Here is a 20,944-nt window from a genome sequence, read left to right as displayed (position 1 = left end):
ATCCGCGGATGCCACGGATCGCGCAGATCCCCGTAGATCCCGCGGATCCCCGCAGATCCCGCAGCCCGAGGAGCCTTCGATGCACGCGATCCGACTGCACGCCTTCGGCCCCGCCGAGAACCTCGTCCTCGAACGGACCGAGGACCCCGAGCCGGGGCCCGGCCAGGTCCGGATCGCCGTGGCCGCCGCGGGCGTCCACCTCCTGGACACCGCCCTGCGCGCGGGCATGCGGGGCGGTCCGGTCCCCCAGCCCGTCCTGCCGACCGTCCCGGGCCGTGAGGTCGCCGGGACCGTCGAGTCGCTCGGTGAGGGCGTCGCCGGGCTCTGGCTCGGCAGGCGCGTCGTCGCCCATCTCGGGTTCGCCCCGGGCGGCTACGCCGAGCTGGCGGTCACGGACGTCGAGCGCCTCCACGACATTCCCGGGAATCTCGACTTCGCCGAGGCCGTCGCCATGATCGGGACGGGTCGTACGGCCATGGGGATCGTGCAGTTCGCCGAGTTCGGCCCGTCCTCCGTGGTCGTCGTGCCCGCGGCGGCGGGCGGCGTCGGCACGCTCCTCGTGCAGTACGCGCACCACGCGGGAGCGACGGTGGTGGGTCTCGCGGGCGGCCCCGAGAAGGTGGCGCTGGCCCGCGCCAACGGCGCCGATCCGGCCGTCGACTACACCGATCCCGGCTGGCCGGAGAAGGTCCGCGCGCACCTCGGCGGCCGGGCGGCGACGGTCGTGCTCGACGGGGTCGGCGGCGACGTGGCCCGGGAGGCCGTCGAGCTGCTCGGCCCCGGCGGCCGGCATCTCGTCTTCGGCTGGTCCGGCGCGGGCGTCGGCGGCGGTTCCCCGTACCTCGTGGAGGGGGTGTCCGAGCAGGTGCTCGGCCCCGTGATGATGCGCAGGGCGGGCGGACCCGATCCCGTGCGGACCCTGGAACTGCGGGCCCTGGCCGCGGCCGCCGCCGGGCGGCTCGTCCCGGCCGTCACCCGGTTCCCCCTCGCCGAGGCCGCCTCGGCGCACCGGGCCCTGGAGAACAGGGCCACGACCGGAAAGGTGGTGCTGGAACCATGACCACGAGCAGGCACGACGCGTCCCACGAAGCGAAATCGCCCAAAGATGCGACTCATTCCGTTTCATGGTCTTCTGAGCGAATGAGTGTCACCCGGACAGGTGAACCAGAAGCGCCCGTGGGTCCCGACCCCCATCGCTGGTGGGCGCTGGTCGTCATCGCGCTGGCCCAGCTCATGGTGGTGCTGGACGCGACGATCGTGAACATCGCGCTCCCCTCCGCTCAACGCGATCTCGGCATATCCGACGGCAACCGGCAGTGGGTCATCACCGCCTACACGCTGGCGTTCGGCGGGCTGCTGCTGCTCGGCGGGCGCGTCGCCGACCTCGTCGGACGCAAACGCACGTTCGTCATCGGACTGATCGGCTTCGCCCTGGCGTCGGGTCTCGGCGGCGCGGCCACCACGTCCGGCATGCTCTTCGGCGCCCGCGCCCTCCAGGGCGCCTTCGCCGCCCTGCTCGCCCCCTCCGCGCTGTCCCTGCTGACCACGACCTTCACCGATCCGAAGGAGCGCGGCAAGGCGTTCGGCATCTACGGGGCGCTTGCGGGCTCGGGCGCGGCGATCGGGTTCATCGTCGGCGGCCTGCTGACGGAGTACCTGAACTGGCGCTGGTGTCTGTACGTCAACATCCCCATCGCCGTCATCGCGGTCTTCGGCGCGTTCGGACTGCTGCGCGACCGTCCCGGCCACAAGAACGTCCGGCTCGACGTGCCCGGCGCGGTGCTGGGCTGCGGGGGGCTGGTGGCGATCGTCTACGGGTTCAGCGAGGCGGAGTCGCGCGGCTGGACGGACGCTCTGGTGCTGGCCCTCTTCGCGGGCGGGGTGGCCCTGCTGGTGGCGTTCGTGTGGTGGCAGAACAGGGCGCCCAGCCCGCTCCTGCCGCTGCACATCGTCAAGGACCGCAACCGCGCCGGCTGCTTCCTGACGATGGGGTTCGCCGTCATCGGCATGTTCGGCGTGTTCCTGTTCATGACCTACTACCTCCAGGTCGTCCTGCGGTACTCGCCGCTGAAGACGGGGCTCGCCTTCCTGCCGCTGACCGTCGCCATCATCATCGGTTCGACGCAGATCTCGGCGCGGCTGCTGCCCCGCGTGGCCCCGCGCATGCTGATGGTGCCGGGCATGATCCTGGCCGCCGGCGGCATGCTGTTCTTCACCCAGCTCACCGTCGACTCCGCGTACGCGAGCGAGCTGCTGCCCGGACTGCTCCTGCTGGGCCTGGGCATGGGCCTGACCTTCATGCCGGTCTTCGCCACCGCCACGGCGGGGGTCGCCCCGCAGGACGCGGGCGTGACCTCCGCGACGGTCAACACCTCGCAGCAGGTCGGCGGTTCGATCGGCACGGCGCTGCTGAACACCATCGCGACCACGAGCAGCACCGCCTACATCGCCGCCCATCTCCGCGATCCCGCGCAGAAGGCGCTGATCGTCCGCGAGGGCACGGTCCACGGCTACACCGTGGCCATCTGGTGGGCCGCCGGCATCATGCTCCTGGCCGGTCTGGTCGCGGGCCTCATGGTCACGGCCAAGGCGCCCCGGCACGCGACGACGGGCGCGGCGGTCCCGGAGTCGGTGGGCTGACGCCGGGCGGGGGCGCCCGGGGTCAGTGGCGCCCCGCCACCCGGTCGGCGATCCGGGCCAGCCGGGACGACTCCGCGCTGTGGGTGGTCCGTTCGCGGCGGTCGGCCGTGCGGTAGGTCGCGTACATGCCGTGGACGCCGATCCAGCGGAAGGGCTCCGGTTCCCACTTGCGGACCTCGTGGCCGACCCAGGGCAGGGCGGTCAGCTCGGTCGCGCCCGCCAGGCCCGAGTCCTGCCGCACGAGGTCGCGCAGGGTGCGGGCCGCGAGGTTGGTGGTGGCGACACCGGAGCCGACGTAGCCGCCGGCCCAGCCGAGACCCGTCGAGCGGTCCAGGGTGACGGTGGCGCACCAGTCGCGCGGGACACCCAGCACGCCCGACCAGGCGTGGGAGACCTGGACGCCGGTCAGCGACGGGAAGAGGCGGACGAGGATCTCGTACAGGGCGTCGATGGTGGGCTGCTGGGTGCGGCCGTCGTTGTCGGTGCGCGAGCCGAAGCGGTACGGGACACCGCGGCCGCCGAGCGCGATACGGCCGTCGGCGGTGCGCTGGGCGTACATGTACGCGTGGGCCATGTCGCCGAGCGTCTCGCGGCCCTCCCAGCCGATCTCCGCCCACTGGCCGTCCGTCAGCGGCTCCGTCGCGATCATGGACGAGTTCATCGGCAGCCAGGTCCGCTTCTGGCCCTTGAGGTTCGCGGTGAAGCCCTCGGTGCAGCGCAGGACGTAGGGGGCTCGGACGGTGCCGTACGGGGTCACCGCCTGCCGCGGGCGGATCTCGGTCACCGGGGTCTGCTCGTGGATGGTGACGCCGAGGGCCTCGACGGCCGCGGCGAGGCCCTTGAGCAGCTTCACCGGGTGCAGCCGGGCCCCGTGCGGGGTCCAGGTCGAGCCCACCGCGTCCGCGACGCGGATCCGTTCGGCGGTCTCCTTCGCGCCGTACAGCTCGCGGTCCTTCTCGCCGAACGACAGCTCGTGCGCGTGGAAGGCCTTGAGCCGCGCGAGCTGGGCGGGCGTGTACGCCACCTCCAGGACTCCGCCCTGGTGGACGTCGGCGTCGATGCCCTCGTCGGCGGCCACCCGGACGACCTCGTCCACGGTGGCGTTCATGGCCCGCTGGAGTCGTACGGCCGCCTCCTGGCCGTGCAGCTCCGCGTACCGGTCGCGGCCCGCGATGCCGTTGTAGAGCCAGCCGCCGTTGCGGCCCGAGGCGCCGTAGCCGCAGAACTTCTGCTCCAGGACGGTGACGCGCAGGGAGGGGGCCGCCTTCTTCAGGTAGTACGCGGTCCACAGTCCCGTGTAGCCGCCGCCGACCACGACGACGTCGGCGGTCGCGTCGCCGGGCAGCGGCTCCCGCGGCGCGGGCAGACCGTCGTCCGCGTACCAGAAGGAGACGCCACCGTTCACGACCTTGCCCACCGAGCTGCTCATGACGGGACGCTAACTCCGTCGGGTGTCGGCTGTCTCCTTCGGATTCCATGCTTTTCCGCGCCCTCTGGTCAGCGGAAAACAGGCCAGCCCGACGAGAACGGAGGTGAAATGCCCGAGATCGGTGAAGGTCCGGGCCATCAGGAAGGGAATCCCGTACGCCGCCAGGACGGCCAGGAGATACACGTACCGCCAGGGGGCCGCGATCCGGTAGGTGAGCACGCCGACCACCCCCGCCAGGGCGTAGCTCACCCCGACGTCGAGGGTGTCGACCGCCGAGTGCGGTGCCACGCCGTGTTCGATCGCCCAGAGCAGGGCACCCTCGCTGACCAGCGTCGACAGGATGTGCGCGGCCGCGTTGACCGCGAGCCAGCGGGCGGTTCCCAGCCAGCGTTCGGCGGGCGCCTGGAAGAGGGTGTAGAGGACGGCGTACGGCAGCCAGTGGCCGCCGTCGATCCACATCGCGCTCGCGAACAGCACCCGCACCGGATTGCTCGACAACTCGTGGATGTTCGTCGAGCGCTGCCGCAGGAAGTCCTCTTCGAAATCCGGAGACATGTGGTGCAGGGCCACGGTGGTGATGAAGAGAATCGTCAGCCAGATGTACGTGCCCGGCGCACCGCGCACGTACATCCACACCCTGTGGAAGAACCGTTCACCCCGCATGGCCTGATTCACCCATGCCACGAGTGTCCCTTGTGTGATCGACATTCCGGGCGAGCCGCCCGGGCTTCTTCGCGTACACGACACGAACCTGTGAAATGGCCGAATCGACCGGGTGTTCGTAACCGCCCTCGCTACTCTCTGGTGCCGTGAGGGTTACCGATGGTGCGGAAGTGCTGCGTCTTTCCCTGCTGGGCCCGCCGCGCGCCTGGCGGGGCGGAACGGAACTGGCGCTGGGACCGCCGCAGCAGAAGGCCGTTCTCGTGGCGCTGCTCCTGCGCCGCGGGCGCGCGGTCGGCGTCGGCGAACTCGTCGACGGCATCTGGGGGCACGACCCGCCGGCCGGCGCCGTCCCCGTGCTGCGCACCTATGTGTCCCGGCTGCGCAAGGTGCTGGAGCCCGGACGGAGCCCGGGCGCCCCGCCCCGCCTCCTGGTGTCCATCGGCGACGGCTACGCGCTGCGCACCGAGGAGATCACCAGCGATCTCGGCGAGTTCGAGGACGACCTCGTGCTGGCCGAACGCCACCGCGCCCGGGGCGACAGCCGCGGGGCCGCCCGGCTGCTGCACACCGCTCTCGCCGGCTGGCACGGCACCCCCCTGACCGGCGTTCCCGGGCCGTTCGCGGAGACCGAGCGGGCCCGCCTGGCCGAACGGCGGCTCGCCGCCCTGGAGTACCGGCTCCGGGTGGAGCTCGAACTCGGGCGCCACGAAGCGGTGCTGCCCGAACTCGTGGCGCTGCACGCGGCACAGCCGCTGCGCGAGGCCGTGTGCGAACTGCTGCTCGTGGCCCTGTACCGCTGCGGCCGGCAGGCCGAGGCCCTGGAGGTCTACGCGAGCACCCGGCGCACGCTCGTGGACGAACTCGGCATCGAACCCGGCCCGTCCCTGCGGGCCGCCCACGCGCGGCTGCTGGCCGGGGATCCGGACCTGTCGCCCCCGCCGGTGCCGGTGCCGGCCGTGGACACCGGCGCCGCGGACACCGGCGACGGCCCGGACACCGGCTCGGCGGACACCGGCGCGGCGGACGCTCCCCGCCGGGACGATCCACCCCGGGCCGCGGGGGACGTACACCCCTCCCAACTCCCGGCGGACCTCCCGCTGTTCACCGGCCGTGACAGCGAACTCGGACGGGTGGACGCGCTGTTGCCCGCCGACGGCCATCCGGACACCGCCGTCATCGGCCTCATCAACGGCATGGCAGGAGCCGGCAAGACCACGCTGGCCGTGCACTGGGCGCACCGGGTCGCCCACCGCTTCCCCGACGGCAGCCTCTACGTGAACCTGCGCGGGTACGACCAGGGCGGCTCCGTCATGGACCCCTCCGAGGCGCTGGAGACCTTCCTCGTCGCCCTCGGCGTGGCCCCGCAGGCCGTCCCCGAAGGCCTCGACGCCCAGGCCGCCCTCTACCGCAGCGTCCTCGCCCGCCGACGCGTCCTGATCGTGCTGGACAACGCCCGTGACAGCGGACAGGTACGACCGCTGCTGCCCGGCACACCGGGCTGCCTCGTCGTCGTCACCAGCCGCAGCCGGCTCACCGGACTGGTCGCCGGACACGGCGCCCACCCGCTCACCCTGGGCCCGCTGACCGGCGACGAGGCCCGCGCCATGCTCACCCGGCGCATCGGCGCCGCGCGCGTGGACGCCGAACCGGAAGCCGCCGAGGCCATCGTCGGCCTGTGCGCCCGGCTGCCGCTGGCCCTCGCCATCGTCGCGGCCCGCGCCGCCCACCACCCCGGCTTCCGGCTCGCCGACATCGCGGGCGAACTCCGCGAGACCCACGGAAGCCTGGACGCGTTCACCGGCGGCGACGCCCACACCGACGCACGCGCCGTCTTCTCCTGGTCGTACCGCGCGCTGCCGCCCGCCGCGGCGGAACTGTTCCGCCGGCTGTCCCTCCACCCGGGACCCGACATCAGCACGGCCTCCGCCGCCGCCCTGGCCGCGGCACCCGCGCGCCCGGTGCGCGCGCTGCTCGCCGAACTCACCGGGGCCAGCCTGCTCGGCGAACACGCGCCCGGCCGGTACGCCTTCCACGACCTGCTGCGGGCCTACGCCCGCGAACTGGCCGACACCGAGGACACCGAGGAGCGGCGCGGCGCCGCGCTGCTGCGCATGCACGACCACTACCTCCACACCACCCACCACGCCTCCGCGATCATCAGCCCGCGCCGCGAGACCCTGCCCCTGCCGCCGAGCACAACGGACAGCGGCCCGCTCCGGTTCACCGGGCGCAGAGAGGCCACGCAGTGGTTTCGCACCGAGCGGCACGTCCTGCGGGCGGTCGTCCAGCACGGCGCCGCCCACGGTTACGAGGACCGCGCGTGGCGCACCGCCGTCGGCCTCGACCTGTACTTCGACCGGCTCGGCTTCTGGCACGACCTGATGGAGATCAACAGCGCCGCGCTGCGGGCCGCCCGAGCCGTCGGCGACCGGGTCGGTGAGGCGCACGCCCTGCGCGGCCTGGGCTTCTTCCACACCCGGTTCGCGCACTCCGCCGAGGCACGACGGGACCTCGGGCGCGCGCTGGAACTGTTCCGGGCCGCGGGAGACGGGCCCGGCCAGGCCCGGACCCGGCGCTGTCTCGCCTACCAGGCCAACGGGGAGGGCCGGTTCACCATCTCGCTCGACCACTACACGCACGCACGCGAGCTGTACCGGGCCGAGGGCAACGTCGGCAACGAGGCCCTCGTCCTGAACGAGGTCGGCTGGACGTACATCCTGCTCGGTGAGCACGACAGGGCGATGGAGTACTGCGAGAAGGCCGTCGCGCTGCACCAGGAGACCGGCGACCCGATCGGCGAGGCGGCTGCGCAGGACAGCGTCGGCTACGCCCTCCACCACCTCGGCCAGTACGGCGGCGCCGTCGAACGCTTCGAGCGCGCGCTGGCGTTGTACCGGGAGGTCGGCGACCACTATCTGGAGGCGGACACCCTGCGGCACATCGCCGAATCCAGGCTCGCCGCCGGCGACCGGGAAGCGGCGGTCGGCGCCTTCCGCGCGGCGCTGGCCCTCCTGGAGGAGAACTCCCACCCGGAGGCCGCGGACCTCCGCGAGACCCTCCGCGACCTGGAGACCTCGGGTCCCGGGGCGAACGAGCCGGGACCCGGCGGGCCGTGACCGCACGTGCCGGGGGCCCGGGCGGGGGCGGGCTTCAGGCCGCGGTTCGGGACGGGTTCGAGGTCGGCTTCGGCAGTGGGGCCGGCTTCGGTGTCGGGACCGGGTCCGGCTCCGGGGTTCGGGTCGGTGCCGGATCCGGCGTCGCGTTCGGGTCGGGGTCCGGGTGGCGCAGGCGGCCGTCCTCGTCCGTCACGACACCGTGCTCGCGCAGCGCCAGCCGTAAGCCGCGCAGCGCGTAGTACACCCGGGACTTGACCGTGCCCTGCGGGATGCCCAGGACCTCCGCCGCCTCCTGCGTGGTGCGGTCCTCCAGGAACGTCGCCCGGATCACGTCACGGTGGGCGGGCGTGAGCGCCCGCAGCGCCTCCTGCACCACGATGGACGACAGCATCCGCTCGATGTCGTCCACCTCGGCGCCCAGTTCGCTCAGCCAGGTGGCGCCGCCTATCTCCAACGGCCGTGCCATCCGCGTCCGGTGGGCGTCGATGACGAGGTTGCGGGCGACCCGGAACATCCAGGGCCGTACGGCCATTCCCTCGTCGTCGACCAGGTTCCGCTTGTTCCAGCAGCGCAGCAGCGTCTCCTGGATGACGTCCTCGGTACGGTGCGTGTCCCCGCCCAGCATGCGCAGCACGTACGTGTAGAGCGCCGGGCCGTGTTCCACGTAGAGGTCGCGCAGCGCCCGCTCCTCGGTCGAGACCGCGCTCGCCGATCCGATGACGGTGACGTTCATGGAGTGCTCCTGTTCCTTGGGAGGACCGGCCCCGGTCAGGGGACCGGAGCCGGGGCCTCCGGGAGAACGGAGTGTCGCGAGGGGCGTTCCACGTTCGTTTGACGTCGGGTGTACGAAGCGATGGACGAGCCGGTCACGGCCGGTGTGACCGTGGGTAGCCGGTGAGGCGCGTGTGGCGACCGGGCTCAGACGTACGCCTCCAGGGCGTCGACCTGTGCGCGGACCTGTCCGACGAGTGCCGCGTAGCCGGGGGGCAGCAGACCGTGCCGGTCCAACGTGGCCCACATGTGCAGGAGTTCACGCCCGTGGGCGACGACGGCACGGTCGTCGTCGAGCTGCTGCCAGGCCGCCGCGGCCCGCGCGACCTCCGCGGGCGCCCGGTCGTCCCTGGCCGCGCAGCGGATCCGCGCCACGGCCAGCGCCAGCACGATGGCCTCCCGGTGGTCGCCGAGCAGGTGCGCGAGGTACGCCTCGACGGCCCGTGCCTCCACGGCGTACGGGTGCTCGGCACCCATCGAGCCCGTCAGGCTCTCCCGCAGCGCGGTCGCGTCGCCGAACGCCTCGTCGAGCTGCCCGTCGGAGGCCAACGCGTTGATTCGGCCGATGTGTTCGGCGAGGTCGGCCGGGAGCGCGGCGGTGACGGCGGGGGCCACGGCGGCGGCCGGGTCCGGCACCTCGGCGCGGGCGGCGGCCGTGGCGCGAGCCCGGGCGACCGCGGTGGCGACGGCGGAGGCGGTGGCCGCGGCGGGCGCCGGAACGACGACGGTGGCGGGGGCGTCGGCACCGGCGGGGGCGTCAGCGGGGACGGGGGCGGTGGTGGTGTCAGCGGAGACGGAGAGGGTGGCGGTGGCGGTGGCGGTGGCGGGGGCCGTGGCGGTGGGAGCCTCGGTTTCGGCGGGCTCGGCGGGCGTCTCCTCCTCCGGTTCCAGGACGCCGCTCGACCCGTCCGGAAGCACCTCCAGCAGGAACCGGGCGGCGCCGGGGCCGTCGTACACCGTCGCCACGACGGCGCCGTCCCGCTCCTCCGCGTACCCCTGAAGGCGGTCGAGGACGGCCTCGTGCACGGACTCGCCGGGCTCGGGGACCAGGGTGTGTCCGTCGATCTCGGCGAGCCCGTCGCCGGAGATGTACACATCGAAGCGGGCCATGGCTGTCCTCCTCATGCTCAAGTGGTGGTCGGCGCGGGGCCGGTCGTGGTCGCGTCCGGGTCGGGCGTGACCCCCGGAGTGGCACCAGAGGGAGGGGCGCCGATGCCCTGGTACTTGGCGAACTGGGCGCGGACGGCGAGGACATAGCCCTGGGCCTCGTTCGTCTGCGGCACGCCCTTGGCCGCGCGGACGGCGTCCATCCCGACGTCGTAGCCGGCCAGCGCGAGGTCCAGGACGGTGTTGGTGGTCCCGTTCCCGTCGCTCTGGTTCACCTGTCCGGCGTCGATCATCTGCTGGCCCTGCTTGGCGAGTTCGCACATGTACCGGCCCTGCGCCATGATCGAGTCCTTCGCGTCCAGGGCGGAGGTCTTGCCGTTGTCGTCGTCGTCCTTGCCGTACTTGGTGAAGATGTCGGGCGGCAGTTGCGAGAGACCCAGTTCGCCGTTCGGGCCGGTCAGGGCGCTGTTGAAGCCGGACTCCTTCTCGATCTGTGACGCGATGACGATCGGGCCGACGGCCCCGCACAGTTCGCCGGCCTTCTGGATGGGGTCCACCAGGTCCGCGGGGACGGTGGAGGTGTCCAGCTCGCCCTTGCCGTCACCCTGGAAGATGCCGAGGGTCTGGTCCGCGGTGTCCTGACTGGGGGGATCGCCCCCGCCTCCGTGGAACAGCAGATACAGCGCGATGAGCGGGGCCAGCAGGACGCCGAACCCGCCCAGGATCACCACGACGACCAGCGTTCCGGCCAGGGCGAGCGGTGACAGCAGACAGCCGCAGCCGGTGCCCGCGATGATCCCGTTCCGCACGGCGGTCGACGCACCGCCTTCCCCGCTCTCTTGGCTCATGAGCGCCCGCCTTCTTCCTCTCGCCTTGAACCGCTGTGGCCACACGGCCCGTTGTGCTGTCCGACGGGCTCGACAGATCCAAACGGGCCCCGGGGCAAATAAGTTCAAACCAGTGGAAACCAGATGAGCCAGAGCAGCCGATCTACGAGCGAAGAGGGGGGCGGGGCACACATGGGCACTCCTTCGGCGATGCCGTCGGGCCCGGGGTCATGGGTACGGGGACCGAAGAACGCGCAACCGGCACCACCGCGACCACAACCCGCTCCCGCCGAGCCTCCGACGGCACCCGCACCACAGCCCGTCGCGGAGGCCTCATCCCGGCCCGTCGCGGAGGCCTCACCGCAGGCCGCCGCGCAGGCCGCACCGCAGCCCACACCGCAGCCCGCCGCCCACGCCGGTGCGCAGGCCGCGCCACTGGCCGTGGCACAGGCCGTGGCGCACGCCAGAACGCAGCCCGCACCGCAGCCCGCGCCGCAGGCGGTGGCTCCGCCCGCACTTCAAACCGCTCAAGCCGTACCGCAGGCCGTCGCGCAGCCCGTACCGCGGGCCGAGGCGCGGCCCGGGACGCGGACCTCGCCACAGGCCGTGGCTCAAGCCGTGGGTCAGCCCGTCGTGCAGCCCGCTCCGCGGCCCAAGGCCGTTCCGGCGCGGGCCGGGGCCGGGCGGCGGGCGGCTTCGGCCTCCGGGGCGGAGCCGGCCTGGGGCCGGCCGAAGGCGCCCAGGGCGGCCCGCGGCACGTCACGTGACGAGGTCGGATGGGTCAAGGCCCACGGCGGCTCCGGCGCGACCTCGCTCGTCGAGCTGTTCGGCGGAGTGGAGGTGGGGGCCCGCTGGCCCGACCCCGCCCGCGGCGAGCCACGCCGGGTCGTCCTCGTCGGCCGGACCAGCGCGCGCGGGCTGCGGTCCGTCTCCCAGGCGCTCGGCGCGCTCAACGACGGCGACGCCCCCCAGGGGCTCGAACTGCTGGGCGTGGTCCTCGTCGCCGACGCCCCCGGACGGCTCCCGCTCGGTCTGCTGCGCCGCATCCGCGTACTCCGCTCCGTCGCCCGGGTGCACCGCGTGCCGTGGGTACCGGCGTGGCGTACGGGCGGCCGCCCCAAGTCCGTCCCCAGGCAACTCGCCACGCTCGCCGAGCTGGTGGGCGCCGGGCACCACGGCGAGGGGGCCGCGTCGTGACCCAGCCCCTCCTCGACGCGCGGTTCCTGGCCGGCGCGCGGTTCCTGGCCGCGTACACCCCGCCCGTGGAGGCCGACACGATCCTCGGCCTGCTCGCCTGGTGCGCCTCGGCCTGCGGAGTCGGCGGACTGATCATCGTCGGCATCCAGATGGCGCTCCAGCTCCGCCGCGGCGATCCCGGCGAGGGCGGCGAGCACTTCCGCGGCGTCTTCTTCGTGACCCTGAGCTGCCTGGTCGCCACGTCGGCCGGTCCGCTCGTCGCGGCCCTCGGCAGCCTCCAACTCCTCGGTCCCTGAACCGACGCACCTTCGCGCACCGCAAGTCACCTCCCGCCCACCGCTCGTGCCGGGCGCCGAACCCTTCGGAGATCCTCATGTCCTCTCTGCTGTACGAAGCCACCAACATCCTCGCCGCCGGCGTCCCGCAGCCCGCGGCCAACGCCCCCGGGGAGCTCACCTCCAAGGTCAACACGGTCCTCGGCATAGCCGCCTGGGCCGGCACCGCCGCCGGCGTCGCCGGAGTGCTGATCACCGGCGCGATGATGGCCATGTCCGTGAAGCGGGGCGAGAGTTCGGAGCACATGAGCCGGCTCGGCATGGTGCTCGGCGGCTGTGTCCTCGTGGCCACCGCGGGCCCGCTCGTCAGCTTCGTCTTCGCGTAGGCCCGGCGGACGGTCGTGATGTTCAAGCGCAGGGAGCGCCGGCCCGCGGAATCCGGGCCGTACTACAAGCAGCGCAGTTGGCAGCTTTCGGCCGGATTCCTGGCCGTCGTGGCCGTGGTGGGCGGCGTCGTCACCCTGCTGTCCGGCCCGGACACGACCGCGGCCCACGCGAACGCTCCGGCCACCGGGGGCCCGCTGGCCGGCCCGTCCGCGAAGGACGGGCGGCCGCGGGGCTGCCGTACCGACGACAGCGCGGGCGCGGTCCTGCCCAAGAAGGCGCCGGAGGACGTCGGCTGGCGCACGCTCGGTGTCGCGCGGGTGCCCGTCTCCGTCTCCGCGGGGCCGACCCGGATCCAGGGACCCCTGTGGTGGTGCTACGCGCACACGCCCACCGGGGCCGCGCTGGCCGCCCACATCATCCCCTCGCAGATGAGCGGCTCTGACTGGCACACCGTCACCGAGCAGCAGGTCGTCCCCGGCCGGGGACGCGACATGTTCGCGTTCCAGCGGGCCACCGTCCAGAGCACCGACACCCAGAGCAGCGGCACGGCGGTCGCGTCGTACGTGGGCTTCTCCGTGAGTTCGTACACGGCGAAGGCGGCGACGGTCCGACTGCTCCTCAAGAGCGCCCAGGGATACGCGGCGACCGACATCTCCCTGCGCTGGAGCGGCGGCGACTGGAAGGTCGAGGCCGACGACAACGGCTCGCTGCACTCGCCGGTGTCGGCCGTCCAGAGCACCAACGGCTTCATCCTTTGGGGGGTTTGACGTGAACTGCACGTCCGGGAACCCGGTCATCGACCTGGTGAAGGGGTTCTTCAGCTTTCTCGGCGATCCCATCGGGACCATCGTCGACCTCATCGCGAAGACGATCCTCGCGGGCGCGGTCGCGGTGTTCGCGGCGCTGACCACCAACGTCCCGACGCTGGAGCAGACCCAGACGTCGAAGGACATCAGCAGCGACACGCAGTGGATCGTGGTCTACCTCGCCGTCGGCTCGCTGCTGTTCGCCGCCTGCCGCATGGCCATCGAGCGCAAGGGCGACGCGGGCCGCACGGCGCTGAAGGGCATCATGCGGGTGGTGCTCGTCTCGGGCGCCGCCACCACCGTCGTCGTGGCCGCCGCCGCCGTCGGGGACAGCTACTCCAACTACCTGTTCAACAACGCCGTACGCGATTCGCTGAACAACGTCGGGGCCTGCTCGGACGGCAGCGGGATCCAGTCCTTCCTGCTGCTGGTCCTCGCGTTCCTGCTGCTGATCGCCGGGATCGTCCACACGGTCCTGATGTACATCCGGCTCGGCGTGATGATGCTGCTGCTGGGCACCCTCCCGCTGGCCGCCGCCGCCTCGATGACCGACTGGGGCGCCGGCTGGTGGCGCAAGCACATCGGCTGGATGATCGCCTGGCTGCTCTACAAACCGGCCGTGGCCCTCGTGCTCAACGCCGGCATGGCGATGATCAACTCGGGCAGGAACAGCGGCACGGGTGATGTCAGCACCATCAACACCCGGATCGCCGGCATCGGCGTGATGCTGCTGTCCGCCATCGCCCTGCCCGCGCTGCTGAAGCTCATCGTGCCCGCGACCGCCGCCATGGGCACCGGCAACCCGATGTCCGCCATGGGACAGGCGGGCTCCAGCCTGGCCAGCGGCGCGGTCCAGCTCGGCGGCAGCCGCGGCGCCTCCGGCGGTGGCGGGCAGATGGGGCCGAGCGGGGCGACCGGATCCGGCGGCTCGGGCGGCTCGTCCGGAGCGGGCGGCTCGGCCGGAGCCACCGGGGCGGGCGGAGAGGCGGGCGGGTCCGGAGCGGGTGGCGCGAACGGCGCGGCCGCGGCGGGCCGGGCCGGTGCCTCGGGTGCCTCCGCGGCGGGCGGCGCGGCCGCGGCCGCCGGACCCGCGGGGGTCGCCGTTCTCGCGGCGGTCGCCGCGGCACAGGTGGCCAGTTCCACCGTGACCGGTGCCGTCGAGGGCGCCGACGGCGAACTGGGCCACAACAAGTGACCCCCGTCGCCTGACCCTCCCCTCCTGTTCGTCTCGCTCGCCCCCCAGAACGGCCGCCGGGTTCCCGCTCCCCCCGCGGGAACCCGGCGGTCTCACCTCGCCGCGCCCGACCCCCGTCACCTCACGAAGGGAAACCGGACTCATGTCCACGGAAGCCGTCATCCATCCGACCTACGGAAACTGGCGCAGGCCACGACGGCCAGGGCTCGGACCGCTCGGACTCGTCGGCACCTTCGGGGTCTTCGGCGGGCTCATCGTCACCCTGCTCGCGTCGCTGATCTCGCTGTACGCGGCGCTGGTCGTGCTCGTCCCGGTCGTCGTGTTCCTGGTGCCGCTCGCCATCCGCACCCAGGACGGGCGCAACGTCTACCAGTTGATCACCCTGCGCGTCGGGTGGTGGCGCCGCAAGGCCAAGGGCGCGCACCTCTACGTCTCCGGCCCGCTGTCCGCCCGCCCCGGCGGCCGGTTCCGCCCGCCGGGCCTGCTCAACAAGGTCACCGCGACCGAGGGCCGGGACGCCTACGACCGCCCGTTCGGCGTGCTGCACCACCCGGTCCGCAACCTGTACACGATCGTCCTGGGCTGCGACCCCGACGGCGGCTCCCTCATCGACCCGGACCAGGTCGACGTATGGGTGGCGCTGTGGGGCGAGTGGCTGGCCCGGCTGGCCCACGAACCCGGTCTGAAGGGCGCCACCGTGATCGTGGAGACCGCCCCCGACCCGGGCACCCGGCTCGCGCACGAGGTACTGCCCCGCATCCACCCCGACGCCCCGCCGGCCGCCCGCGCGGTCATGGAGGAGGTCGTGGAGCGGTACCCGAGCGCGTCGTCCGAGATGCACACCTACATCACGCTGACCTACGGCGTCCCGCCGGGCCAGCGGCGCAAGAAGGACGACGTGATCGCCGATCTCGCCGTCCGCATCCCGGGCCTGCTCAGCGGACTCGTCGCGGCCGGCGGCGGTGCCGCCTACCCGCTGTCGGCCGAGCGGATCGCCGAGGTCGTCCGGGTCGCCTACGACCCCTCCGTCGCCGCCGACGTCCTCACCGCCCGCGCCCAGCAGGGCGGAACGGGCCTGGAGTGGGACGACGCGGGCCCCGCCGCAGCCGTCGAGACCGTGAACAGCTACCAGCACGACTCCGGTGTCTCCCGCACCTGGCTGCTGACCCTGGCGCCGCGCGGCACCGTCCGCTCCTCGGTGCTCCGGGGCATGCTGGAGGCGGCCCCCGGCACCCGCCGCAAGCGGGTCGCCCTGGTCTACCGGCCCATCGACCCGGCCACCTCGGCCCGCATCGTCGAGGCGGACCGGCGCAGCGCCCAGTTCATGGCCTCGTCCGGCAAGGGCATGGTGCAGGCCCGCGCGGCCTCCGAGGTACGGGCGGCGGAGCAGACCGCGAACGAGGAGGCCTCGGGCGCGGGGCTCGTGGAGTTCTCGCTGATGCTGACGGTGACCGTCGACAGCATGGAGGAGCTGGCGGACGCGAGCGTGACCATCCGCAACCTGACCGCCGCGTCCCGGGTGCTGATGCGGCCCGCGGACCGGATGCAGGCGGCGGCGTTCACCTGCACGCTGCCCGCCGGGATCCTCCCCTGGGAGCAGACCCTCGTCCCGCACGAACTCCAGGAGGCGCTGTGAGCCGGCGCGAGCAGAAGCGGGCCGAGCGGGCCGACCGGCTGGCCGAGGAGCGGCAGACGCTCACGACCGTGGACGGGGGCGCGGGCGGAAGCGCGAACAGGGACAGCCACACGGCGAACGCCCTGACGGAGGAAACCTCGAAGGGTGCTTCGAGGAGGGCGTCCAAGGCAGCGTCCAAGGCTCCGGTGAAGGCCAAGGAGCTGTTCGTGCCGCACCGGGGCTGGTACGGCGTGGGCGGCGGGCGCGTCGGCTACATGGATCCGCCCACCATGTGGCGGGCCACTACCGTGCAGGCGTGCGGCATGTGGCCCTTCGCCGCCGGTTCCGGATCGCCGATGACCGGGGTCCCGCTCGGGCAGCACCTGTTCACCGGTGCCACCGTCTGCGGCGACCCGCTGAACTGGTTCACCCGGGCCCGCTACATCTCCAACCCCTCCCTGTTCATGCTCGGCATGCCGGGCCTCGGCAAATCCACCCTGGTCAACCGCATGCTGATCGGGCTCGCCGCGACCGGGGTCGTCCCGCTCGTCCTCGGCGACCTCAAGCCCGACTACGCCGACACCGTCCGCGCGCTGGGCGGACAGGTGATCTCCATCGGCCGCGGCCGGGGCGGCATCAACGTCCTCGACCCCGGCGCCATGGGCGAGGCCGCCGTGAAGATCGGCGGCGAGGCCGGAGAGGTCCTGAAGGCCGAGGCCCACGGACGCGTACTGAACATGGTCGCCGCCCTCATCACCATCGTCCGCGGGCGGCCCATGGACGACCACGAACAGTCCGTGCTCTCCGCCGTCCTGCACCATCTGCGCGAACGGACGCCCGAGGGAAGGGCGTTGCTGCTGCCCGACGTACTGCGGGTACTGACGGAGGGGCCGCCCCGGGTCCGCGCGGTCACGCTCGACCGGGGCGACGACGCCCGCTACCGGGACGCCGTCGACCCACTCCACCGCTCCCTGCTCGGCATCCTCGACGGCCCGCTCGGCGACACGTTCGCCTCCGAGACCTCCACCCGGATCGACCCCGACGCGCCCGCCGTGTGCATCGACATCTCGGGCATCGGCGAGGCCGACACCCAGCTCACGGCCGCGGCGATGCTGGCGGCCTGGTCGGACGGACTCGGCACGGTGGCCGCCTCGCACGCCCTCGCGGACGCCGGACTCGCGCCCAGGCGCTGGTTCTTCACCGTCCTCGACGAGCTGTGGCGCCCGCTCCGCGCCGCCTCCGGCATCGTCGACCGCATCGACGCGCTGACCCGGCTGAACCGCTCGCTCGGACTCGGCGACGCGAAGATCACCCACACGCTCAAGGACGCCGAGGCCCTCGGCACGGACGCCGACCGCGCCAAGGCCCGCGGCTTCGTCGAACGGGCCGGGATGGTCGTGTGCGCCGGGCTGCCGAAGACGGAGATGGAGGACCTCGGCAGGGTGGTCGGCCTGTCGCGGCGTGAGATCGAACTCGTGTCCTCGTGGTCCTCGCCGCCTGGCTGGGGCGTCAACGGCGACAACGAGGAGCCTCCGGGCCGCGGCCGTTTCCTCATCAAGGTCGGCGGCCGCCCCGGCATCCCCATCAAGGTCGCCATCACCGACGCGGAGCGCCGGCTGCACAACACCAACACCCGCTGGACGCCGAACGAGGACGCCGTCGAGAAGGCCGCCGCCCGCGCCGCCGAGCAGGTGGCACGGGCCGCGCGGGAGGGCGTCCACGGATTCCCCGGCATCCCCGGTACTCCCGGCGCCTCCGGCACCCCCGGAACTCCCGGTACCGAGGCGGCGGCCGGGCGGTGGACCGCGTGAGCGCCCCCCGCAGCGGGACCGACCCGCACGATCTGCTGCCGTGGGCCGTCGTCGCCCTCGCCGGCACCGGCCTGCTGGTGTTCACGGTCGTCTGGTCCGGCGGCACCCTCGGGTCCGGGCTGTCCGGCAGCGGCTGGGCCGCCCCGCCGTTCGCCCTGTCCACCGTCACCCGCCTGGCCTCCGACGGGCCGGACGCCCTGTGGCCGGATGCGCCCGCCGCCGCCGTCTACGGAGGCATGGCCGGGCTTCTCACACTGGTGACGCTGCCCGTCGCCGTCGTCGTACGCCTCCTCATGGACCGTTCGGCCCGCCCCAAGGGCCTGGCCGGGCGGCGGGAACTCGCCGCGATGTGCCCGAAGGGCATCGAGGCCCGCGCCCGCGACCTGCGCCCCGGCCTCTCCGGCCGCGACCAGGTGCACCCGGACGAGACCGGCAACCTCCTCGGCGACCTGGAGCCCAAGGGACCCGAACTGCGCAGCAGTTACGAGGACGTGGAACTCGACCTCATGGCGCCCCGCGCCGGCAAGTCGACCGGCATCGCCGTCCCCCGGGTGCTGCGCGCCCAGGGTGCCGTCCTGCTGACGTCCAACAAGGCCGACGTGTACGCCGTCACCCGCGCCGAACGCGCGAAGGCGGGCACGGTCTGGACGTTCGACCCGCAGGGCATCGCCCACACCCCGCGCGCCATGTGGTGGAACATCCTCGGCGAGTGCCACACCATCGAGGGCGCCCGCCGGATGGCCGGCCACTTCGTCGCGTCCGTCAACGACGACAGCGCGAAGAAGGACTTCTGGATCTCGGCCGCCCAGAACACGCTCACCGCGCTCTTCCTCGCCGCCGCACGCGGCAGGACCCCGCTGACCGAACTCCTCGCCTGGCTCGCCGACCCCGCCGACCGCACCCCGATCGACCTGCTCCGCCAGGTCGGGCTCGCGGCGATGGCCGAACAGTTGCAGGGCACGGTGCGGGGCGCGGTGGAGACCCGCGACGGCATCTACGAGACCGCCCGGCAGACCGTCTCCTGCCTCCTCGACCCCGAGATCCTCGCCTGGGTCACCCCCGACCCCGGCCTCCCCGAGTTCCGCCCCGACGAACACGTCCTCGGCCACGACACGCTCTACCTCCTGTCCAAGGACGGGGGCGGTTCGGCGGCCGGCGTCATCGCGGGCCTCGCGGACGCGACGATGCGGGCCGGTGTCGTGGCCGCCGAACGCATGGGCGGACGCCTGGACCCGCCGCTGACCGCGGTGCTCGACGAGGCGGCGAACGTGTGCCGCATCTCCGATCTCCCCGATCTGTACTCGCACTTCGGCTCCCGCGGCATCAACGTCGTCACCCTGCTCCAGAGTTACCGCCAGGGCGCCCGGGTGTGGGGGGAGGTCGGGATGGACGCGCTGTGGAGCGCGGCGACCATCAAGCTCCTCGGCGCGGGCCTGGACGACGCCGACTTCGTCCAGAAGATCTCCACCCTCGTCGGCCAGCACGACGTGCGCACCCCGAGCGTCTCGCGCAGCAAGGACGGCACGTCACGCTCGTACTCCTACCGTCAGGAGGCCGTCCTGCCCCCCGACCGGATCCGCGCCCTGCCGAAGGGCACCGCGCTGCTCCTCGCGACCGGGGTCAGGCCCGCCCTGATCCGGCTGCGCCCCTGGTACAAGGAGCCCGGGGCCGGCGCCATCTCGGCGGCGGCCAAGGCGGAGACGGCGGCGATCACGGAACGGGCAGCCGGTCGCGCCCTGCCGGGTGTGACCCTGAGCAAGCCGGAGCCCGGCCGGGACGTCGCGCCAGCGTGACCGTGCGCAGCACCAGCTCGGCGGGCCCGTAACGGACCCGCCTCATCAGCCGGACACCGAGGGCCAGTTGGGCGCCGTACAGGAGCACGCAGCCCACGAGGACGACGGCCGTGCCGACACGGTCGTAGAGCCCGAACCCGTACCCGGTGAACACGCAGGCGAGGACGAGCGACTGGGTGAGGTAGTGGCTGAGCGCCATGCGTCCGGAGGCGGCGAGCACGCCCGCCACCGGGCGCACGGCACCGGCCAGCAGGAGCACTCCGCACACGTACGACGCCGTGAGGGCCGGCGCGGTCAGCAGCGACACCGCGTGCCCGACCAGGAACCACCGGCTGTCCAGCGGCCCGTTCGCGCAGCAGGCGGTGACGGCGCCGCCCGCCAGACCCACCGGCAGCCACCGTACGGCGGTCCGCCGCAGCCACACCCGGTCCCGGCCGCGCCGCTCCACCAGTCCGGCCTTGGCCGCCGCGAGTCCCGCGAGGAACGCGGCCAGCATGTCCGGGGCGTACATCAGGTTCGCGCCGAGTGCCGAGGGCAGCTCGCGCAGATGCGCCCCGATCACCGACAGGGGACCGCCGCGGTAGGCGGCCACGGTGTCCGCGACCCGGGGCGCGTACTGGGCCGGGGTGACCGGTTCGGTGAGGGCGACGGTGAGCAGCCCGTACCCGAGCAGCAGGACGGCCAGGCCCGCCACCAGAGCGACCGCGAGGCGCGCGGCGGCCCGGGGCGTGAGGTCGCGCAGCCCGTACAGGATCAGCCCGAGAGCGGCGTACGTCATCAGGATGTCGCCGGGGTAGAGCAGCACGGCGTGCGCCAGCCCGAGGCCGAACAGGCCTGCCGTGCGCCGCAGATGACGGAGTCCGGCGGCGGGGTCCGACGGCCGGGCCGCGCGCCGGTCGAGGACGAAGCTGTAGCCGAGGAGGAAGGAGAAGAGCTGGTAGGCGGTGGTCGTCGCGGTCACGGCCCACGCCGCCGCCCGGTCCACGGCCGAGGCCCCGGGCCCGCCGCCGAAGGAGGTGTAGGGGCCCGCCATGAGCTGCGCGTTGACGAGCAGGATGCCGAACAGGGCGGCCCCGCGCAGCACATCGACCTCACCGACCCGGCCGCTCCGCAGGCCACCCCCCGCGTCGCTCCCCCGACCACACCGCCCGGCCCCGGCCCCCGGCTCATCCTCGGGTCCACCGCGCGCCCCGCCGGCGCCCACGCCGCCCCACGCGGCGCCGACCCCGCCCTCCCCGCCCCGTCGGCCGCTCCGGCCACTGCCGCCCGCGTCGCTCCTCCGGCCGCCTCGCACGGCCCCGGCACCCGGCCC

At 73.5% G+C, this 20,944-nt stretch carries 17 protein-coding genes; 11 read left to right on the top strand and 6 right to left on the bottom strand.

The window, feature by feature from the left end; all coding sequences use genetic code 11:
* Positions 1-79 precede the first annotated feature (79 nt).
* Both ACIQ7M_RS20660 and ACIQ7M_RS20655 read left to right on the top strand, forming a co-directional pair.
* Positions 80-1,060, top strand: coding sequence for a zinc-binding dehydrogenase (locus ACIQ7M_RS20660; protein WP_403646257.1), 981 nt, complete (start codon positions 80-82; stop codon positions 1,058-1,060).
* Between the two features lie 80 nt (positions 1,061-1,140).
* Positions 1,141-2,640: an MFS transporter gene (locus tag ACIQ7M_RS20655; protein WP_403646255.1), complete on the top strand. Its 1,500-nt coding sequence runs from the start codon at positions 1,141-1,143 to the stop codon at positions 2,638-2,640.
* Positions 2,641-2,662: 22 nt separating this feature from the next.
* Here the strand turns inward: ACIQ7M_RS20655 and ACIQ7M_RS20650 are convergent, their stop codons facing one another.
* The gene (locus ACIQ7M_RS20650; RefSeq protein ID WP_403646252.1) at positions 2,663-4,069 is read right to left on the bottom strand and encodes an NAD(P)/FAD-dependent oxidoreductase; all 1,407 of its coding nucleotides are present in this window, start codon (positions 4,067-4,069) and stop codon (positions 2,663-2,665) included.
* 9 nt (positions 4,070-4,078) lie between these two features.
* Positions 4,079-4,732 carry a rhomboid-like protein gene (locus ACIQ7M_RS20645; RefSeq protein ID WP_386985882.1) on the bottom strand — a complete coding sequence of 218 codons (654 nt, stop codon included), beginning with the start codon at positions 4,730-4,732 and terminating at the stop codon, positions 4,079-4,081.
* 170 nt (positions 4,733-4,902) lie between these two features.
* Here ACIQ7M_RS20645 and ACIQ7M_RS20640 point away from each other — a divergent pair, with 170 nt between their 5' ends.
* Positions 4,903-7,848 carry an AfsR/SARP family transcriptional regulator gene (locus ACIQ7M_RS20640; RefSeq protein ID WP_403646249.1) on the top strand — a complete coding sequence of 982 codons (2,946 nt, stop codon included), beginning with the start codon at positions 4,903-4,905 and terminating at the stop codon, positions 7,846-7,848.
* A gap of 34 nt (positions 7,849-7,882) precedes the next feature.
* Here the strand turns inward: ACIQ7M_RS20640 and ACIQ7M_RS20635 are convergent, their stop codons facing one another.
* The 3 genes from ACIQ7M_RS20635 to ACIQ7M_RS20625 form a co-directional block, all read right to left on the bottom strand.
* Positions 7,883-8,581: a sigma-70 family RNA polymerase sigma factor gene (locus ACIQ7M_RS20635; protein WP_355763289.1), complete on the bottom strand. Its 699-nt coding sequence runs from the start codon at positions 8,579-8,581 to the stop codon at positions 7,883-7,885.
* Between the two features lie 185 nt (positions 8,582-8,766).
* Complete coding sequence (locus tag ACIQ7M_RS20630; protein ID WP_403646244.1) at positions 8,767-9,729, bottom strand: hypothetical protein; 963 nt, start codon at positions 9,727-9,729, stop codon at positions 8,767-8,769.
* Positions 9,730-9,746: 17 nt separating this feature from the next.
* Positions 9,747-10,574, bottom strand: coding sequence for a lytic transglycosylase domain-containing protein (locus tag ACIQ7M_RS20625; protein WP_403646240.1), 828 nt, complete (start codon positions 10,572-10,574; stop codon positions 9,747-9,749).
* Between the two features lie 597 nt (positions 10,575-11,171).
* On the opposite strand from ACIQ7M_RS20625, the gene ACIQ7M_RS20620 reads away from it, so the two are divergent.
* The 8 genes from ACIQ7M_RS20620 to ACIQ7M_RS20585 all read left to right on the top strand — a co-directional run bounded on the left by ACIQ7M_RS20620 (position 11,172) and on the right by ACIQ7M_RS20585 (position 19,632).
* A complete protein-coding gene (locus ACIQ7M_RS20620) occupies positions 11,172-11,750 on the top strand; it encodes a hypothetical protein (RefSeq protein WP_403646237.1) in 579 nt (192 codons plus the stop codon).
* The gene (locus tag ACIQ7M_RS20615) at positions 11,747-12,046 is read left to right on the top strand and encodes a hypothetical protein (protein ID WP_403646234.1); all 300 of its coding nucleotides are present in this window, start codon (positions 11,747-11,749) and stop codon (positions 12,044-12,046) included. Before ACIQ7M_RS20620 ends, ACIQ7M_RS20615 begins: the two co-directional genes overlap by 4 nt.
* A gap of 77 nt (positions 12,047-12,123) precedes the next feature.
* Complete coding sequence (locus tag ACIQ7M_RS20610; protein ID WP_355763305.1) at positions 12,124-12,411, top strand: hypothetical protein; 288 nt, start codon at positions 12,124-12,126, stop codon at positions 12,409-12,411.
* 18 nt (positions 12,412-12,429) lie between these two features.
* Positions 12,430-13,179, top strand: a complete 750-nt coding sequence (locus ACIQ7M_RS20605) for a hypothetical protein (protein ID WP_403646231.1) — start codon at positions 12,430-12,432, stop codon at positions 13,177-13,179.
* Between the two features lies 1 nt (position 13,180).
* A complete protein-coding gene (locus ACIQ7M_RS20600; protein WP_355763311.1) occupies positions 13,181-14,413 on the top strand; it encodes a hypothetical protein in 1,233 nt (410 codons plus the stop codon).
* 142 nt (positions 14,414-14,555) lie between these two features.
* Complete coding sequence (locus ACIQ7M_RS20595; RefSeq protein WP_355763314.1) at positions 14,556-16,049, top strand: SCO6880 family protein; 1,494 nt, start codon at positions 14,556-14,558, stop codon at positions 16,047-16,049.
* Between the two features lie 254 nt (positions 16,050-16,303).
* On the top strand, positions 16,304-17,839 hold the full coding sequence (locus tag ACIQ7M_RS20590; RefSeq protein WP_386987408.1) for an ATP/GTP-binding protein: 1,536 nt from the start codon (positions 16,304-16,306) through the stop codon (positions 17,837-17,839).
* Positions 17,827-19,632, top strand: coding sequence for a type IV secretory system conjugative DNA transfer family protein (locus ACIQ7M_RS20585; RefSeq protein WP_403646227.1), 1,806 nt, complete (start codon positions 17,827-17,829; stop codon positions 19,630-19,632). The genes ACIQ7M_RS20590 and ACIQ7M_RS20585 overlap by 13 nt, the downstream gene beginning before the upstream one ends.
* Here ACIQ7M_RS20585 and ACIQ7M_RS20580 read toward each other — a convergent pair.
* Entirely contained in the window at positions 19,550-20,716 is a 1,167-nt protein-coding gene (locus tag ACIQ7M_RS20580; RefSeq protein WP_403646224.1) for a DUF418 domain-containing protein, read from the bottom strand. The genes ACIQ7M_RS20585 and ACIQ7M_RS20580 overlap by 83 nt on opposite strands.
* Positions 20,717-20,944 lie beyond the last annotated feature (228 nt).

Origin of the sequence: Streptomyces sp. NPDC096324 (assembly GCF_044763015.1) — a bacterium.
Lineage (GTDB): Bacteria > Actinomycetota > Actinomycetes > Streptomycetales > Streptomycetaceae > Streptomyces.
This window is presented reverse-complemented; position numbering and strand designations above follow the sequence as displayed.

What these genes read in the sequence shown, in the direction of transcription:
- ACIQ7M_RS20660 (WP_403646257.1), top strand. Translation starts at nt 80, where the DNA reads ATGCACGCGATCCGACTGCACGCCTTCGGCCCCGCCGAGAACCTCGTC.
- ACIQ7M_RS20655 (WP_403646255.1), top strand. Translation starts at nt 1,141, where the DNA reads ATGAGTGTCACCCGGACAGGTGAACCAGAAGCGCCCGTGGGTCCCGAC.
- ACIQ7M_RS20650 (WP_403646252.1), bottom strand. Translation starts at nt 4,069, where the DNA reads ATGAGCAGCTCGGTGGGCAAGGTCGTGAACGGTGGCGTCTCCTTCTGG.
- ACIQ7M_RS20645 (WP_386985882.1), bottom strand. Translation starts at nt 4,732, where the DNA reads ATGCGGGGTGAACGGTTCTTCCACAGGGTGTGGATGTACGTGCGCGGT.
- ACIQ7M_RS20635 (WP_355763289.1), bottom strand. Translation starts at nt 8,581, where the DNA reads ATGAACGTCACCGTCATCGGATCGGCGAGCGCGGTCTCGACCGAGGAG.
- ACIQ7M_RS20630 (WP_403646244.1), bottom strand. Translation starts at nt 9,729, where the DNA reads ATGGCCCGCTTCGATGTGTACATCTCCGGCGACGGGCTCGCCGAGATC.
- ACIQ7M_RS20625 (WP_403646240.1), bottom strand. Translation starts at nt 10,574, where the DNA reads ATGAGCCAAGAGAGCGGGGAAGGCGGTGCGTCGACCGCCGTGCGGAAC.
- ACIQ7M_RS20610 (WP_355763305.1), top strand. Translation starts at nt 12,124, where the DNA reads ATGTCCTCTCTGCTGTACGAAGCCACCAACATCCTCGCCGCCGGCGTC.
- ACIQ7M_RS20605 (WP_403646231.1), top strand. Translation starts at nt 12,430, where the DNA reads ATGTTCAAGCGCAGGGAGCGCCGGCCCGCGGAATCCGGGCCGTACTAC.
- ACIQ7M_RS20595 (WP_355763314.1), top strand. Translation starts at nt 14,556, where the DNA reads ATGTCCACGGAAGCCGTCATCCATCCGACCTACGGAAACTGGCGCAGG.
- ACIQ7M_RS20590 (WP_386987408.1), top strand. Translation starts at nt 16,304, where the DNA reads ATGGATCCGCCCACCATGTGGCGGGCCACTACCGTGCAGGCGTGCGGC.